Origin of the sequence: Pseudomonas sp. KU43P, from assembly GCF_033095865.1 — a bacterium.
GTDB lineage: Bacteria > Pseudomonadota > Gammaproteobacteria > Pseudomonadales > Pseudomonadaceae > Aquipseudomonas.
Genome location: NZ_AP019365.1, coordinates 3,600,814 through 3,615,175 on the forward strand (window position 1 = coordinate 3,600,814; position 14,362 = coordinate 3,615,175).

At 64.1% G+C, this 14,362-nt stretch carries 11 protein-coding genes; 6 read left to right on the forward strand and 5 right to left on the reverse strand.

Annotation, left to right across the window (positions count from 1 at the left end; all coding sequences use genetic code 11):
- Positions 1–45 precede the first annotated feature (45 nt).
- Positions 46–2,196, forward strand: coding sequence for a TonB-dependent receptor (locus KU43P_RS16365; RefSeq protein WP_317658407.1), 2,151 nt, complete (start codon positions 46–48; stop codon positions 2,194–2,196).
- 43 nt (positions 2,197–2,239) lie between these two features.
- On the opposite strand, the gene KU43P_RS16370 is transcribed toward KU43P_RS16365, so the two are convergent.
- A complete protein-coding gene (locus tag KU43P_RS16370) occupies positions 2,240–2,968 on the reverse strand; it encodes a class I SAM-dependent methyltransferase (protein WP_317658409.1) in 729 nt (242 codons plus the stop codon).
- Positions 2,969–3,212: 244 nt separating this feature from the next.
- Here KU43P_RS16370 and KU43P_RS16375 point away from each other — a divergent pair, with 244 nt between their 5' ends.
- The 3 genes from KU43P_RS16375 (at position 3,213) to KU43P_RS16385 (ending at position 6,026) form a co-directional block, all read left to right on the forward strand.
- Positions 3,213–4,550: an MFS transporter gene (locus KU43P_RS16375; protein WP_317658410.1), complete on the forward strand. Its 1,338-nt coding sequence runs from the start codon at positions 3,213–3,215 to the stop codon at positions 4,548–4,550.
- Between the two features lie 181 nt (positions 4,551–4,731).
- Entirely contained in the window at positions 4,732–5,181 is a 450-nt protein-coding gene (gene aroQ, locus KU43P_RS16380) for a type II 3-dehydroquinate dehydratase (protein WP_317658411.1), read from the forward strand.
- Entirely contained in the window at positions 5,178–6,026 is an 849-nt protein-coding gene (locus KU43P_RS16385; protein WP_317658412.1) for a shikimate dehydrogenase, read from the forward strand. Before aroQ ends, KU43P_RS16385 begins: the two co-directional genes overlap by 4 nt.
- A 50-nt stretch (positions 6,027–6,076) precedes the next feature.
- On the opposite strand, the gene KU43P_RS16390 is transcribed toward KU43P_RS16385, so the two are convergent.
- Entirely contained in the window at positions 6,077–6,610 is a 534-nt protein-coding gene (locus tag KU43P_RS16390; protein ID WP_317658414.1) for a thioredoxin family protein, read from the reverse strand.
- On the reverse strand, positions 6,600–6,875 hold the full coding sequence (locus tag KU43P_RS16395; protein WP_317658416.1) for a DUF2790 domain-containing protein: 276 nt from the start codon (positions 6,873–6,875) through the stop codon (positions 6,600–6,602). Before KU43P_RS16395 ends, KU43P_RS16390 begins: the two co-directional genes overlap by 11 nt.
- 216 nt (positions 6,876–7,091) lie before the next feature.
- Here KU43P_RS16395 and KU43P_RS16400 point away from each other — a divergent pair, with 216 nt between their 5' ends.
- Both KU43P_RS16400 and KU43P_RS16405 read left to right on the forward strand, forming a co-directional pair.
- The gene (locus tag KU43P_RS16400; RefSeq protein ID WP_317658417.1) at positions 7,092–7,832 is read left to right on the forward strand and encodes a response regulator; all 741 of its coding nucleotides are present in this window, start codon (positions 7,092–7,094) and stop codon (positions 7,830–7,832) included.
- Positions 7,829–9,121 carry a sensor histidine kinase gene (locus KU43P_RS16405; protein ID WP_317658418.1) on the forward strand — a complete coding sequence of 431 codons (1,293 nt, stop codon included), beginning with the start codon at positions 7,829–7,831 and terminating at the stop codon, positions 9,119–9,121. The genes KU43P_RS16400 and KU43P_RS16405 overlap by 4 nt, the downstream gene beginning before the upstream one ends.
- 19 nt (positions 9,122–9,140) lie before the next feature.
- Here the strand turns inward: KU43P_RS16405 and KU43P_RS16410 are convergent, their stop codons facing one another.
- Both KU43P_RS16410 and KU43P_RS16415 read right to left on the reverse strand, forming a co-directional pair.
- The gene (locus KU43P_RS16410) at positions 9,141–9,701 is read right to left on the reverse strand and encodes a DUF4174 domain-containing protein (protein ID WP_317658419.1); all 561 of its coding nucleotides are present in this window, start codon (positions 9,699–9,701) and stop codon (positions 9,141–9,143) included.
- Between the two features lie 186 nt (positions 9,702–9,887).
- The gene (locus KU43P_RS16415; RefSeq protein ID WP_317658420.1) at positions 9,888–14,324 is read right to left on the reverse strand and encodes an NEL-type E3 ubiquitin ligase domain-containing protein; all 4,437 of its coding nucleotides are present in this window, start codon (positions 14,322–14,324) and stop codon (positions 9,888–9,890) included.
- Positions 14,325–14,362: the final 38 nt, after the last annotated feature.

Genomic DNA, 14,362 nt, shown 5'->3' on the forward strand with positions numbered 1-14,362 from the left:
CGCGCCCGTGGTCAGCCATGATCCTTGCGTGGAAGACATAACAACATGTTTCGCAATACCTACCTGGTGCTCCTCATGGGCACCTGCACCTTCGCCTGGGCGGACGACGCCGCCGTGGAACTGAGCGCCACCACCATCGACGGCGAGCGTGGAGCGCCCTCCGGCGTGCAACTGGATGAGCCGATCCGTACCGGCTCCCGCCTGGGCCTCACTGCCCGCGAAACGCCCGCCTCGGTAAGCGTGTCGGACCGGCGAGTGATCGAAGAACGTGGCGCCAAGGACAGCCAGGACGTGATCAACGCCATGACCGGCGTCAACGCCTCGGCCAACCCAGGCTATGGCGGTTACGTCAGCTACCGCGGTTTCACCCAGAACCAGGTCACCCAGCTGTACAACGGCATCAACCTCGGCTACAGCAGCGCCACCCGCCCAGTGGATGCCTGGGTACTGGACCGCGTCGAACTGCTCGGCGGGCCGTCGTCGTTCCTGCACGGTGCAGGTTCTGTCGGCGGCTCGATCAACTACATCACCAAGCTCGCCAGCCGCGACCAGCAGATCATCGATGGGCGCGTGCGCTACGGCAGTTTCGACGACTCGGAAGTGGCCTTCGGCATCAACCAGGCACTGGCCAGCAACCCCGCCGATGCCCGCCACTTCATGCGCCTTGATTTCAGCCACGGCAGCGGCAACGGCTACATCGACCGCAACGAACGGCAAACCGACAGCCTGGCGTTTTCGCTGCTCAGTGACCTCACCCCCAACCTCACCCACACCTTGGCGCTGGAGTACCAGGAGGACCGCGAGGACAGCCCGTACTGGGGTTCGCCGATTCTGCCCGGGCGCAGCACCATGAAGATCGACAACAGCCGCCGCTTCGAAAACTACAACGTCGCCGACGGCCGCTACGAGCAGCGGGTGCGCTGGCTGCGCTCGATCCTCGATTACCAGGTCAGCGACAGCACCAGCGTGCAGAACACGCTGTACCACTACAACGCCCAGCGCGACTACCGCAATCTGGAGCGGTACAGCTACACCGCAGACGGCAACGTGCAACGCGCCAGCCCTTACCTGCAGCGCCACGACCAGAACGTGCTGGGTGACCGCATCGAACTGCGCCACGACAACACCCTGTTCGGCCTCGCCAGCCAGTGGTCGCTGGGCCTGGACTACTCACGCATGCGCCAGACCCTGTACCCGACCTCGGGCAGCTACACCGACGTGGTCAACCCCGACCACTTCGACCCAGGCAGCTTCGACGACATCCCCGGCGTGAATGCCGGACTGACCAAGCAGCGCCGCCATGAGGTAACCAACCGTGCGGTATTCGCCGAAAATCGCCTGCAATTGACCGACCGCCTGGCCCTACTCACTGCTCTGCGCTACGACTACCTGGACATGCAGGTGACCAACTACGGCGCCGTCACGCCCACCTCGCCGGCCTACTTCGAGCGGCGCTGGGAGCCGCTGTCCGGGCGCATCGGCCTGACCTACGCACTCACCCCAAGTGCCAGTGTCTATGCCCAATACAGCACCGCGGCCGACCTGCCGGCCGGGTCGCTGGCAGCGGCCACCTACTCCAACGTCGGCCTCTATGACCTGTCCAAGGGCGAGCAGTGGGAAGTGGGCAGCAAGTTCGATTTCCTCGATGGCCGTGGCGCGGCGACGGTGGCGCTGTACCAGATCGTGCGCAAGGACTTCGCGGTGCGTGATTCGGTCGACCCCAACCTTACGGTCCAGGCAGGCCAGCAAACCTCCCACGGCATCGAGTTGTCCGGGCGCCTGCAAGTGACGTCAAAACTGTTGGCCGAAGCGAACTACGCGTATGTGGACGCCAAGTACGACACCTTCAATGAGGCCGTCAATGGTGTGTCGGTGTCGCGCGAGGGCAACAACCCGGTCAACGTGCCGGCCAATGTGGCCAACCTGTGGCTGACCTACAGCTTCGGCCCGGCGTGGTCGGTGGGTATGGACGGGCGCTACGTGGGGTCGGTGTATGCCGACAATGCCAATACCCTGAAGGCACCGGCCTACACCTTGTTCGGCGCCTTCGCCCGCTACCGGCTGGACGAGCACACCACGGTCACCGGGCGGGTGCGCAACCTGACCGACGAGGTGTATGCCAAACAGGCGTATGGGCTGCAGTACTACATGGGCGCGCCGAGGACCTTCGAGGTGGCGTTGGATATGTCTTTCTGACGCGTAGGCTAAACCGACCTCGCTGCCCGTACGGCAGCGAGGGCTAGCGTTGTGCGGCCACCAGCAGCATCATCGGGCGCTCGCGCTCTTCTGCCAGTGACGGCATCGCGGCCACCTGCTCGGCAGTGGGGGCGAACTCCTCGACCCGGTTTATCCGCAAACCGGCCTCGATCAGCGTATTGAGGGTGCTGGCCAGGGTGCGGTGGTACTTCAACACGCCCTTGGCAAACCAATCGGTGCGCCGCTCGCCCTCGTTCGCGTAGTCGTTGACCGGCCAGGTCGGGCGGCCGTCCGCGTCTTTGAACCACTGCGGGTGAGCAGCGGCCATGTAGATCGGGTGTTCGATCGTGAACACCAGGTGGCCATTCGGGGCCAGAGACTGGGCAATGCTGCCCACCAGGCGGGCGAAGTCCTGAACGTAGTGGAAGGTCAGTGCGCTGTAGGCCAGGTCGAAGGCTGCCGGCGGCAGGTCGAGTTGGTCCAGGTCGGCGCTGCGGTATTCGATGGCCGGGTCGCGGGTGTCGCGGCGAGCGCGTTCGAGCATTTTTTGCGACAGGTCCAGCCCCAGCACGCAGGCAGCGCCCTGCTCGCGCATCCAGCGCGAGGCCCAACCGAAACCGCAGCCCAAGTCGACCACACGCATGTCGCGCAAATCAGGCAGCATCGCGCGAATCGCAGGCCACTCCGGCGCGCCGTCCAGGCCCAGCTGCTGGCGAGGTAGCTGGCTGTAACCGGCGAAGAAATCGGGGTTGTCATAGATGTTCTGGGCCATCGTCGGCTCCTTCTTGAAACGCCAGCCCCAGACTCTAGTTCATGGGTGTGCGCATTTCATCTACCGATATGGCAAGGGCTTCGCCCGAGTTCGCGGGGCAACCCGGCCAGAACAGATATCCCGAAGTCGCCCATGAAGAAGCGCCGCCCCACGCAGCCCGGTCTACTGCCTGTACAACATCGATGACGCGGCCTCGACCGCCTCACAATTCTTCAGGCTGCCTATGGAACCGGAGCACCTGCGCATGTCCGCATCTCATGAAGTATCTCCCGCCACACTGCGCCGTGTCATTGCCGCCTCGGCGATCGGCAATTTCGTCGAATGGTTCGACTTTGCGGTATATGGCTTTCTCGCCACACTGATCGCCAGCCAGTTCTTCGCCAGCGGTGATGCCAGCGTGGCCTTGCTCAAGACCTTCGCCGTGTTCGCCGTGGCATTCGCCTTGCGACCACTGGGTGGCATCGTATTCGGTGCCTTGGGCGACCGGCTCGGGCGCAAACGCATCCTGTCGCTGACCATCCTGCTGATGGCCGGCTCCACCACACTGATCGGCCTGCTACCGACCTATGCCAGCATCGGCCTCGCCGCGCCGGCGTTGCTGACGCTGGCGCGCTGCCTGCAAGGATTTTCCGCGGGCGGCGAGTATGCCGGGGCCTGCGCCTACCTGATGGAACACGCGCCGCGCAATCGACGCGCGTTCTACGGCAGCTTCGTACCGGTCTCGACCTTTTCGGCATTCGCGTGTGCGGCGGTGATCGCCTATGGCCTGGAGGCCAGCCTGTCGGCCGAGGCGATGAATGCCTGGGGCTGGCGCGTTCCGTTCCTGGTGGCCGCGCCGCTGGGGCTGGTTGGCCTGTACCTGCGTTGGCGCATGGAAGAAACCCCGGCCTTCCGCCAGGCGCTGGCCGAAGGCAAGACCCACGAGCACTCACCGCTCAAGGAAACTTTGCGCACCCATGGCCGGGCCATTCGCAACCTGGGCGCGTTCATTTCGCTGACGGCGTTGTCGTTCTACATGTTCACCACCTACTTCGCCACGTACCTGCAACTGGTGGGTAACCTCACCCGTGCCCAGTCGTTGCTGGTAACCACCGTGGCCCTGCTGTTTGCCGCGTTCGGCTGCCCCCTGGCCGGGGCCTTCTCGGACCGCGTCGGGCGGCGCAAAACCATCGGCTTCACCTGCCTGTGGGTGATGGTGTGCGTGTTCCCGGCGTACTGGCTGGCCAGTTCTGGTTCAATGTCGGGTGCGCTGCTGGGGGTGATCCTGTTGGCGGTAGGGGCGTTGTGCAGTGGTGTGGTCACCGCGGCGCTGCTGTCGGAGAGTTTCCCCACCCGGACGCGCTATACCGCGTCGGCGATTACCTACAACGTGGCCTATACCCTGTTTGGCGGGACGGCGCCGCTGGTGGCGACCTGGCTGATCGGGCAGACCGGCAGCAGCCTGGCGCCGGCGTTCTACCTGGTGGTGATTGCCCTGGTGGCGCTGGTGGGTGGGTTGGCGTTACCGGAGACGTCGCGGATCTCGTTGCATGATGAAGCGGGGGCGGATGGCCCTGGTCGGCAAGCAAGCCGAGCGACTTGAGATTCTGGGGGGCTCTAGAGAGGTGCGGTTATCGAGGCGGTGGCGGGGAACTTACTATTTTTGTCATTAGCCGTATAAATCGGTCCGATAATCGCACACTTCGGCAGCGGGTTGAATTGACGAAACTAACCAGGTGGTACAAATATAACGACAACCCAACAACAACAAAGCGATGTTCGCCATGACGCCCCTCATCCTTGTGCTAAACGGCCCGAACCTGAACCTGCTTGGCACCCGCGAACCTACTCAGTATGGCCACGAAACCCTTGCCGACCTGGCCCGCGGCTGTGCCGAGACAGCCCAGGCGCAGGGCTTGCAGATCGAATTCCGCCAGACCAACCACGAAGGCGAATTGATCGACTGGATCCACGCCGCGCGCGGCCGCTGTGCCGGCATCCTGATCAACCCAGGCGCCTGGACCCACACCTCGGTGGCCATCCGCGATGCGCTGGTCGCCTGCGAACTGCCGGTCATCGAGGTGCACTTGTCCAACGTGCACAAGCGCGAACCCTTCCGCCACCTGTCGTTTGTCTCGTCGATTGCCGTGGGCGTGATCTGCGGCCTTGGCAGCCAGGGCTACCGCATGGCCCTGAGCCACTTCGCTCAATTGCTGCGGGAGCGCGCTGCATGACCCAGGCCGCGATCCTTGCCGGCCTGATCGGCCGTGGCATCCAGCTGTCGCGCACACCTGCCCTGCATGAGCACGAAGGCGACGCCCAAGCGTTGCGCTACCTGTATCGGCTGATCGATGCCGACCAGCTCCAGCTCGACGACAGTGCTCTGCCCCACTTGCTCGACGCTGCGCAGCGCACCGGGTTCACCGGGCTGAATATCACCTACCCATTCAAGCAGGCGATCCTGCCGCTGCTCGACGAGCTTTCGGACGAGGCACGCGGCATCGGCGCGGTGAACACGGTGGTGCTCAAGGACGGCAAACGGGTCGGCCACAACACCGACTGCCTGGGCTTTGCCGAAGGCCTGCGCCGCGGCTTGCCAGATGTAACGCGGCGTCAGGTGGTGCAGTTGGGTGCGGGCGGCGCCGGCTCGGCAGTGGCCCATGCGCTGCTGGGTGAAGGTGTCGAACGGCTGGTACTGTTCGAAGTGGACGCGGCCCGGGCGCAGGCACTGGTGGACAACCTCAACCAACGCTTCGGCGCGGGTCGGGCCGTGGTTGGCAGCGACCTGGCGGGTGAACTGGCGGCAGCAGATGGGCTGGTGAACACAACGCCGGTGGGCATGGCCAAGCTGCCGGGTACGCCGCTGCCGGTCGAATGGCTGCATGGCCGGTTGTGGGTAGCGGAGATCATCTATTTCCCGCTGGAAACCGAATTGCTGCGAGCGGCGCGGGCGTTGGGGTGCCGGACACTGGATGGCAGCAACATGGCGGTGTTCCAAGCGGTGAAGGCGTTCGAGCTGTTCAGTGGGCGGCAGGCGGATGCGCGGCGGATGCAGGCGCATTTTGCCAGTTTCACATGAATCCGCAGCGGCCCTATCGCCGGCTTGCCGACGATAGGGCCAGTACAACATCACCCTTTCTCATCCAGCAACGCCTGTATCACTTTCTCCTGCCCGTCATAATCCCCCTCGCCAAAGTGCACATGCCGCACCTGCCCCTGCCGATCGACGAAATAATGCGCCGGCCAGAACTGGTTACCCCAGGCATTCCACACCTGATAGTCATTGTCCACCGCCACCGGATAACCGATGCCAAGGCTGGCCACCTTGCGCTTCAGTTGCCCGACATCGTGCTCGTAGTCGTACTCCGGGGTATGCACGCCCACCACCACCAACCCCTGGTCGGCATAGCGCCGGGCCCAGTCGTTCACATGCGGCAGGCTGCGCTGGCAGTTGATGCAATCCCACGTCCAGAAATCCACCAGCACCACCTTGCCCTTGAGCGCCGGGGCGTCCAGCGGTGGCGAGTTCAGCCACTGGCTGGCACCGGCCAACGACGGCATGGGGCCGTAGTCATCCCGTGCCAGCAGCGTGCCGGCCAGGCCAAGGCCTATCAGCGCCAAGGCCACACCGCCCGCCTTCACCAGCCGTCGATCAATTGTCATGGCAACCTGCCGTGGCGTAGGTGCGGTAGTCCAGGCTTTCGTGCTGGCCTTTGGAGTCCAGGTAGTTCATGCGGGTGTTGACCACTCCGCAGGCGTTGCTCTGGTCATCTTTGACCGACAGCACTTTCTTGATATCCAGATGGTCACCATAGCGGTACTGCATGGCCCCATCATCGTTCATCGGCATGCTGGCCGCCTGGGCGCCGATGGCACCAAAGGCGAGTACGGCAAGCAGGCTGGCACGGGCAAAGGTTTTCACGTTCATGGCATTTCTCCTGGCATCTTCTCGAAGTGGGGTTGGTGTTCCCCGGTCGAGAGCCATTTCACGCCTGCCAGGTATCTCGTATGTGTCGTGCATGCCTGTGATGTGCTTCCTCCTGTATCTGCAGCAAGGCCGGATACACTGCAATACAAAACCCGGCAGGCAAGCGCGAAAGCGCTCGGTACACTGCGCCCACTGCCCTTGCACAGGAACCCCGCAATGGAACATGTCGATCACATCCTGATCGTCGACGACGACCGCGAAATCCGCGAACTGGTCGGCAACTACCTGAAGAAGAACGGCCTGCGCACCAGCATCGTTGCCGATGGCCGGCAGATGCGTGCGTTTCTCGAAGCCAACAGCGTCGACTTGGTGGTGCTCGACATCATGATGCCCGGCGATGACGGCCTGCTGCTGTGCCGCGAACTGCGCGCCGGCAAGCACCGCAATACGCCGGTGCTGATGCTGACCGCGCGCAACGACGAGACCGACCGCATCATCGGCCTGGAAATGGGCGCCGACGACTACCTGACCAAGCCTTTCTCCGCGCGCGAACTGCTGGCCCGCATCAATGCCGTGCTGCGCCGCACGCGCATGTTGCCGCCCAACCTGACCATCAGCGAAAGCAGCCGACTGCTGGGCTTTGGCCAGTGGCGCCTGGACACCACCGCCCGCCACCTGCTCGACAGCGAAGGCACCCTGGTGGCCCTGAGTGGCGCCGAGTACCGCCTGCTGCGGGTGTTTCTCGACCACCCGCAGCGGGTGCTCAGCCGGGAACAACTGCTCAACCTGACCCAGGGCCGCGAGGCGGACATCTTCGACCGCTCCATCGACCTCTTGGTCAGCCGCCTGCGCCAGCGGCTGGGTGACGACGCCCGTGAGCCAAGCTGCATCAAGACCGTGCGCAGCGAAGGCTATGTGTTCTCGCTGGCCGTGCAATTGCTCGAGTCGCCATCATGAAATGGCCACGCACCCTGGCTTCGCGCCTGGCCCTGATCTTCTTCACCGGGCTGGTGCTGGCCTACGGCCTGTCGTTCAGCCTGCAGGCCTACGAGCGCTACATCAGCAGCCGCTCGATGATGCTCAGCAACCTGGAGCAGGACGTCGCCACCTCGGTCGCCATCCTCGATCGCCTGCCGGCGGCCGAACGTGCAGCTTGGCTACCGCGCCTGGAACGGCGTACCTACCGTTACCGGCTGGATGAGGGGCTTGCCGGGCAAGCGATGCCGAGCAGTGACCCGCCCATGGCCGCCGAATCGATCCTCAAGGCCATCGGCGACCACTACCCGCTGACCTTCCTCGACATACCCGGCCCCAACCCGCACTTCCAGGCACACTTGCGTCTGGCCGATGGGTCACCATTGACCATCGATGTCACCCCCTCGCCGGTGCCGGTGGCCCGCTGGCTACCACTGGTACTGCTGATCCAGCTTGCCGTGCTGCTGTTCTGCACCTGGCTGGCGGTGCGCCTGGCCATCGGCCCGCTGACACGCCTGGTGCAGGCGCTGGACACCCTCGACCCGGACAAGCCCGGGGTGCGCCTGGACGAAAGCGGCCCACGCGAAGTCAAATATGCCGCCGTCGCCTTCAATGCCCTGCAGGCGCGCATCGCCGCTTACCTCAAGGAACGCATGCAGCTGCTAGCTGCCATTTCCCACGACCTGCAAACCCCGATCACGCGCATGAAACTGCGCGTGGAGGTAATGGAAGAAGGGGTCGAGAAAGAAAAACTGTGGCATGACCTGGATGCCATGGAGCACCTGGTGCGCGAAGGCGTGGCCTACGCCCGCAGCATGGACATCAATACCGAGCCACCGTGCCGCATCAACCTGGATGCTTTCCTCGACAGCCTGGTGTTCGACTACCAGGACAGCGGCGCCCAGGTGGAGCGCCACGGCAGTACCGGCAGCCTGCTGGAAACCCGCCCGCATGCGCTGCGCCGGGTGCTGGTCAACCTGGTGGACAACGCCTTGAAGTTCGCCGGCAAGGCGCAGCTGGAAGTGAGCCGCGAACACGGCAACACGGTGATCCGGGTTCTGGATGACGGCCCGGGCATTCCCGGTGATGAGCTGGATGAAGTGCTCAAACCCTTCTATCGCGTGGAGAGTTCGCGCAATCGCAGCACCGGTGGCACGGGGCTGGGGCTGGCGATTGCCCAGCAGCTCACCCAGGCCATGGGGGGGCGCTTGACGCTGAGCAATCGCCAAAGTGGCGGGCTGTGTGCACAGATCGAACTGGGCGCTCCCTAAGCCCGGTGCACGGCCCGGTTCAATCCTCCAGCGGCTTGGGTGGCGCGGCAGGTTTGGCCGGTTTGGCCGGTTTGCCAGGCTTGCTCTCCTTGGGCGGGGTTTCGCTGCTGGCGGCCACCGGTTCAGGGGCGGTCACCGCCTTCTCGGTGGCTGGCAGGTCATCGACCGCCTTGAAGATCGCCTGCGGGTCGATCTTCTCGCCCGTGTCGTCATCCTTGAGCATGTGTCGCTCGCCGTCCTTACCCACCAAGATCACCTTGGTGCCCTTGCTGGCGCCAAGCTTCAGCTCGCGGATCAAGGCCATGGTGGTTTGCTGTTCGAGGTTCTTGTCCTCGCGCTTGCCCATCATGTTGGCAACGCTGTACAGCACCAGGCCACGCTCCTTGAACCCCGCCTGGGTGGCCGGGTCCTTGAGTGCCTCGTTGAGGCCGCGCAGGGTGGGGTCGGCGCTGCTCGGTGCAATGACGACCAATGGCCTGGCCTTGCCCAGTTCCTTGGCCAGTGGCGCGTCACTGTCGGCGGCGTACAAGGGGCCGGCGACTGCCAGCAGAGTGGCGAGGGTCAGTGACCGGACGAGCATGCGTATCTCCTTATTCTCTCGATAAACCAAAGACTACAGATCATGGAGAAAGATCCGACGCAGGAGCCTAAACCAGTTGCCTGGGGTGTGCGCGGCACAAAAGTAACTTCCGATTACCATGAACAGGCTGTGACATCTCCGGAAACATCACAGCCTGGTTAGAGCATAGTTCAAAGCTGCCAGGGGTCAGTTATCGCTCAACCTTATGGTGTACGCCCGGCCCATCGCCTCACGGGTCAGTTGCAGCATCACCTCGTGTTCCCGTTGCTGGGCATGGATATGCAACAGGGCGATCTCACCCTCCATGTTGCCCAGCTCCATGAGCCTTTCCAGTTCATCATGAATATCCTGCGGCACCTTCAGGCGTGCGGAGAAATTGGCGCTCAGGTAGTCCTGCCAGAACGCTTGCCGTGACAGGAACTGCGCCAGGCTCTCGCGCGACTGCGCCGCGATCACGGCACGTTCGGCCCGGAGAATGTCGTGCGGCCTGAGGCTGGGAATGCCGGCATACAGCATGTCATCCCGCTGGATCGGCAGGTCGAGCTTGACACGCAAGGCGATGCGATAAGCCAGCGCGAATTCGATCGACTCACTGTTGGCCCCCACCTCCAGAGCATGCTCGGCAGCCAGCTGATCAAGTACCTGCATGCGCCAGAGCTGACCGCCCAGGTGCAATAGCGCGCGCTCAGGATGCTGCGCCAGTTCGCCATGGCGCGCGCGCCACAACAGCACCCGCAGTTCCAGGTCAGTGAAGCGAATGGTTGCGTTGTCCTGGCAATCGGTCACCGCCGCGTGCTCGAACAGCTCACGCTTGAGCGCATCATCGCGAACCATGAACTCGAACATGTCCAGCAGCCGTGCAGCGAAGTTTCTGGCCAACGGGAACGACTTGAAGTTACCCGATGACGTCAGCGCCGACAGCGTGGTGAACAAGTCCGCAGCCCCCGGTTCCGCTTCCAGTCGCGTCCAGATCGCGGCCAGGTCGTCGCGCCGGCCTGGCGGTGCCACGTCCAGCCAGCGCAGCCGATAGGGAACCCGGCTTTCATGCAGCCAATGCCAGATGCTGATCGATTCCGGCGTTGCGGCGAACAGGTTGCCAGCCAGGTTGACCCGCCCTACGCGCCACAGCTCCGACTCATGGAAACCCTCGGGCAGCTCGTACAGGGAGTTGTCCCGCAGGTCGAGGGTGTGCAGCTCCGGGCTGTCCATCACCCCGTAGGGGAAATCGCCGAGCCTGGTGCCTTGCAGAAACAGGGCATTGAGCCGGGGCATGCCAAAAATCGAGAAGCTTCTGCTCAACGGATTGGACGAAAGGTTCAAGTACACCAGCGAACTGCAGCCGGCCAGCACCAGGGCTTGCCCTTCATCCAGCATGATCTGGTTGCCCGACAGGTCGAGCACTTCCAGTTGCTGTGTCAGCGCCTGAGGCAGCGGCAGGGTGCGCAGCCGGCAATGGGTGATTTCCAGGCTGCGCAGGTTGGGGAACGCCCGCAGGAAGTGGTCAGGGACAGTCTCCAGACGCATGGCCCGTAGCGCGATGACCGACACATGCGGAAAACTGACCGATTCGGGCAGGCCAGGCAGGCGCTGGATGCGTCCGCCAATGTGCTCGAAGATGTAGCGCAATTGATCCACTGGGTCGTTGCCCAGCTCCGGGACCATCCAACGCCAGCAATCGATCAGGGCCTTGCGCAGTTCGCGCCGGGCAAGCAGCTCGAGCGAGAGGCCAGCACTGCGCACCCAGTGATTCAAATGGCTGCGCAGCTCGCCGTACTGCTGCTCCAAGGCCTCCAGCTGCAACTGCGCGTCTTGCCGTTCGAACCATCGGCCGATCTGTTCATCGCTGAACGCTGGGTAAAGGTCTCGCAACCTGGCCTGCAGCGCCCTTGGGCTGCGCCCGCCCAACGCGGCCCAGAACCTGCCGCCGCTCAGAGGGTAACCGATACGACCATCGCCGAAACGCTGCGGGGCCAGGAACGACCGGTTCGGCTGGTCTCCCCCAAGCCAGCCTGCAAGCATGTCGCGCAGCCCGCGAGCCTCTGCCGACAGGTGCGCCCGCAGGGCTGGCGCAAAGGGCTCGGCCAGCCCGGTGAGCACTCGCTGTTCAGGGCTATAGGCTTGGGCCAGCACGTCGAACAGCTCGCCCGTTTCGGCCAAGGGCCCATCGGCGCGGCGGCTGAAGGTGCCTTGGCGGTGGATAAGGTCGAAGATCCCGCCACTACCGTCGGTGGTCAGCAACGGCTGGCTGGCATCGCCATCGAACAAACGCCAGGCCGGCCCGCTGGCCGCGCCGCGCAAGCGCGCCAGCAGTTGCAACACAACCCGCGCCAGGTCGAGGTTTTGCGGGGTATCGAACACCAGGGCTTCGTAGACGCGGGCAAGGCGTATGCCTGCCACCTGTACCCGCGCAACCTGGGCCATGAACAGCGGTACGCGTTGCGTCTTGAGCAACGCCTCGTGCTCATCCTCGCTGGCCGTACGCATCACTTCGTCTGCCGCCAGCCGGTGCAGGCTGTTGAAACTTCTGCGCAAGATCCGGCTCGCTTCGGTGTCGGGCGACTGCTCGTCATAGAGCTGTTGCAACAGGGCCCGACGCTGGGCCCAAACCACCTCGGCCAGCGCCTGCCCCTCCTTGCCGGCGGCGCCGGTCAGCCCCCTGGCCTGTGCCAACAGCGCCGTGTCGGCAACGGCCTGGCTGCTGCGCAACTGCCGGCCCAGGGTCTGGATGCGAGCTGCCAGCAACGTACGGTTCACCGTGTCGGCGACCCCGGCTTCGGCACGCCGGCCATACACGTGCCAGGCCCGCAGGTGATCGGCCTCCAGGCCATGAATGGCCATGACCTGCTCGATCTGCTGGTCATCGAGTTCACTGTAGGGCCTGCCCAGGCGGCGGAACATCGTGTAGGTGTCGGCCCACTGCGCAGGTTGCTCGTGCCACAGCCGCCATGCACCGGCACCGTTATGGCGCAGCTGTGGCCCGTGCCCCCGGTAGGGGATCAATTGCCAGGGCTCATCGATGGCTGATTGGCGAACCGGATACCAGGCGCCTTGCATCTCGATCCAGCAACGCTCGCCGAGGCGGTGCACGCCCTGTTCGTCTCTCACGGCAGCGCCGGGCGGGGCCTCGCTGCTATAGGGTTGCAGGTCGCCGTTCCACAACTTTTCACTGCCGTCTTCAAGACGCGCCGCGATCAGGCTGTCCACCTGGCTCCAGGCGCGACGCGCCACGGTAACCGTGGCGGCGGTGGCGCCGAGCATGGCCAGTGACTTGCCAACGTTGAGCAAATGCTCGAAGGCTGCATCGCGCTCGTCGTTACGCCAATCGGCGATCGCCTGATAGCATTCCTCAAGAAGCTCGTAGGCCATTACCGCGGCTAGCACCGCGCCTATCGCCGGCACGTACAGCCCGGCCACCATCAGCAGCGTCCAGCCCTCGGCGCGCAGGCGCTTGTCGTGTTCCTGCTGGGTCTGGCGATCCAGTTCAGCCACGGGCGGAGCAATCATTGCGGCATCGTCCTTGATCTGTGCGACCCAATTGGCAGCCAGGTGGTCGAACAAAGCGCGCGAATAGCCCGAGGTCTGTTCATCAAGGTTACGGGTTGCCCAGTCGGCCACACCATCGAGGCGCTCGCCGATGGCGGCGAACAGCCGCTGGCTGTCGCGACGGCGCACAAAACCGCTGAAAAATCGCCGGTAGCTCGGCTCCCGCAGGCGCTTACCAAGCACATGGCGCACGTAATCGTCCAGATCGTCGCAGGCGCTCCAGGCGCCCAGCGGATCGCCCGGGACATACACCAGTACCCGCTGGGTGCCGTTGTACAGCACGCCCACATCGACCGCTTCCAGCACCACGATGCGCTGCAATGCGCAACCGAATAGCTTGAGTTGCTGGGCGTATACCGGCGCCCCATGGAGCCAGCCCAGCCGGTTGTCGCGGCAGAGCTGCGTCACCACCTGCAACTCTGCGCTGCTCAGCTCCCCTTCTGCCCTGGCCTTCACGGCGTCTGCCAGCATGCCGTAGCGCTGGAACTGGGCGAGTAACGCCTTGACGCCCTGCTCACTGTTGTCTTCATCCAGTACAGCGTCCAGGTGACGCTGGTACTGCTGCCCCAGGTCCAGGTCCCGGCACAACCCGGCGAATGCCAGCGCGCTAAGGCCAGCCTGGCTTACACCGCCGGTATCGACCAGCGTGTTGCGCCGGGGCTGCTCATGGCGCTCCTGCTCTGGGAAGTTGTACAGCGCCGCCTCCAGTGACGGCAGCTCGAAGTAGTCGCTGTCCTGAACTGGCACGCGCCCGGCCACGTAAGTGACAGTGGGAGAGATGAAGGTATACCAGCGGCGAAAATACAACTGATCGACCTGAAGACCGCCATGGCGGTCAAGCGCCTCCTGCAGCAGGGGTCTGGCAAAATCATCAAGCCGGCGGACACGTGCGAAGGCGACAGCCAGGCCGCGGTGGGTTTGCATCAGCTTGCGTAACGCCTCGCGCAGCACTTTGAATTCGCCTTCGTCTAGCGAGGCCATCCAGTTCGGCAGGCGATTGGCAATCAACTGGTCCTGATACGCTTGGGCGACAGCAAGGGTGTCGACTTCAGCCAACGGTTCAAGGGTACTGTCCTGCATGGCTACCTCCTGGAGTGCGGATCGGCCCGAGGCTAAGC

Excerpts from the sequence above, each read along its gene's own strand:
- KU43P_RS16400 (WP_317658417.1), top strand. The coding sequence starts at position 7,092 with ATGGAACATGTCGATCACATCCTGATCGTCGACGACGACCGCGAAATC.
- KU43P_RS16415 (WP_317658420.1), bottom strand. The coding sequence starts at position 14,324 with ATGCAGGACAGTACCCTTGAACCGTTGGCTGAAGTCGACACCCTTGCT.
- KU43P_RS16410 (WP_317658419.1), bottom strand. The coding sequence starts at position 9,701 with ATGCTCGTCCGGTCACTGACCCTCGCCACTCTGCTGGCAGTCGCCGGC.
- KU43P_RS16370 (WP_317658409.1), bottom strand. The coding sequence starts at position 2,968 with ATGGCCCAGAACATCTATGACAACCCCGATTTCTTCGCCGGTTACAGC.
- KU43P_RS16385 (WP_317658412.1), top strand. The coding sequence starts at position 5,178 with ATGACCCAGGCCGCGATCCTTGCCGGCCTGATCGGCCGTGGCATCCAG.
- KU43P_RS16365 (WP_317658407.1), top strand. The coding sequence starts at position 46 with ATGTTTCGCAATACCTACCTGGTGCTCCTCATGGGCACCTGCACCTTC.
- KU43P_RS16395 (WP_317658416.1), bottom strand. The coding sequence starts at position 6,875 with ATGAACGTGAAAACCTTTGCCCGTGCCAGCCTGCTTGCCGTACTCGCC.
- KU43P_RS16390 (WP_317658414.1), bottom strand. The coding sequence starts at position 6,610 with ATGACAATTGATCGACGGCTGGTGAAGGCGGGCGGTGTGGCCTTGGCG.
- KU43P_RS16375 (WP_317658410.1), top strand. The coding sequence starts at position 3,213 with ATGTCCGCATCTCATGAAGTATCTCCCGCCACACTGCGCCGTGTCATT.
- KU43P_RS16405 (WP_317658418.1), top strand. The coding sequence starts at position 7,829 with ATGAAATGGCCACGCACCCTGGCTTCGCGCCTGGCCCTGATCTTCTTC.
- aroQ (WP_317658411.1), top strand. The coding sequence starts at position 4,732 with ATGACGCCCCTCATCCTTGTGCTAAACGGCCCGAACCTGAACCTGCTT.